General features: G+C 51.0%; 4 tRNA genes and 2 rRNA genes. All 6 read right to left on the minus strand.

Going from position 1 to position 1,488, the window contains the following annotated elements:
* Positions 1 to 294: 294 nt before the first annotated feature.
* Positions 295 to 369: transfer RNA gene (locus CV944_RS17050), tRNA-Gln, on the minus strand.
* A gap of 107 nt (positions 370 to 476) precedes the next feature.
* Positions 477 to 548: transfer RNA gene (locus CV944_RS17055), tRNA-Glu, on the minus strand.
* 9 nt (positions 549 to 557) lie between these two features.
* Positions 558 to 633: transfer RNA gene (locus tag CV944_RS17060), tRNA-Thr, on the minus strand.
* 7 nt (positions 634 to 640) lie between these two features.
* Positions 641 to 715, minus strand: a tRNA-Asn gene (locus CV944_RS17065).
* 252 nt (positions 716 to 967) lie between these two features.
* Positions 968 to 1,079: ribosomal RNA gene (rrf, locus tag CV944_RS17070) — 5S ribosomal RNA — on the minus strand.
* Between the two features lie 323 nt (positions 1,080 to 1,402).
* A 23S ribosomal RNA gene (locus CV944_RS17075) occupies positions 1,403 to 1,488 on the minus strand; the annotation flags it as partial.

A 1,488-nucleotide genomic window follows, 5' to 3' on the forward strand; every position in this document is an offset into this window, starting at 1 on the left:
AACACTCTAAGCTTCATTTCACTCTACCTGCCCCTTCCTCTACAAGCTTATTCGAAGAAGTCAAGTGCGTCGGGGCAACTCGAAGCAAATTCGAAGATGTAGCGCTCGTTGCTCTACCTACTGAGCTAATGGCTCATGGGTTCAATAACACTCCGAGACAACGATGCCCCTTCCTCTACTAGCATATTCGAAGATGTCAGATGCGTCGGGGCAACTCGAAGCAAATTCGAAGATGCAACGCTCGTTGCTGAGCTAATGACCCATAGCATGTAAATTTTATGTACAAAAAAATAATGGCTGGGCTAGCTGGATTCGAACCAGCGCATCACGGAGTCAAAGTCCGTTGCCTTACCGCTTGGCTATAGCCCAACGCTGTGAAACGATTCGATATCCAGTAATTATTATGTCACTGTTGCAATGTGGCTATACATTTTCAAATCAACCGCCCTTCGAAGGGCGGTTGATTTGAACGAAAGTGACCCGTACGGGATTCGAACCCGTGTTACCGCCGTGAAAGGGCGGTGTCTTAACCACTTGACCAACGGGCCAGTGAGAAATGGAGCTTCCAACCGGGCTCGAACCGGTGACCTCTTCCTTACCATGGAAGTGCTCTACCTACTGAGCTATGGAAGCATAAAAATGGCTCCGCAAGTAGGATTCGAACCTACGACCTACCGGTTAACAGCCGGTTGCTCTACCGCTGAGCTATTGCGGAATGATGAATAAACTATATGTCATGCACATCTTCTCAATGTGCTTGTTGCCTCTTCCTCTGCCAACTAATTCAAGGAAGCGAGATGCGTCGAGGCAATTTGAAATAAAAGTCCAACATGCTAAAAATCAGTGTCCCTTCCTCTGCCAGCCAATTCATAAGGAGTCAGATGCGTCGGGACAACTCAAAGTAAATTCAAAGTAAATTCAACGATGCTAAAGCTCGTCGCTGAGCTATTGCGAAGTGAATAACATTGCCTAGCAGCGACCTACTCTTGCAGGGGCGCTGGCCCCAACTACCATCGGCGCTGGAGGGCTTAACTTCCGTGTTCGGGATGGGAACGGGTGTTTMGACAATAATTATTATATCCACCCTGCTTTATTTGTCAACAGGAAGTTCATTCCTTCAAAACTAGATAACCGTTTCGGGAAGAAGCCGCGGCGCTTCCGCTTTTTCATTGTCTAGCTCCGGCTCGCCGCCACTCGGGGTCAAATAACCTTCCCCCTCGGGGTGCTAGCACCCTGCGGGTGAAGAACATTTGCCCGTCGCGGCGAACCGCTCGCCTGCGCTTTTCGCTGTCTAGTTCCGGCCGCCATCGGCTCGCGACGCTTCGGTCCTGCTGCGGCGACGACAGCCTCCTCGCAGGCCCTCCAGCGCGTTTCGCCGATAAGCGGGCGGCCTCCACTTTTCTAGGTTAAGCCCTCGATCGATTAGTATCCGTCAGCTCCACGTGTCGCCACGCTTCCACCTCGGACCTATCGACCTCGTCATCTTCG

The organism is Geobacillus sp. WSUCF-018B (assembly GCF_002809985.1).
Taxonomy (GTDB): Bacteria; Bacillota; Bacilli; order Bacillales; family Anoxybacillaceae; genus Geobacillus; species Geobacillus thermophilus.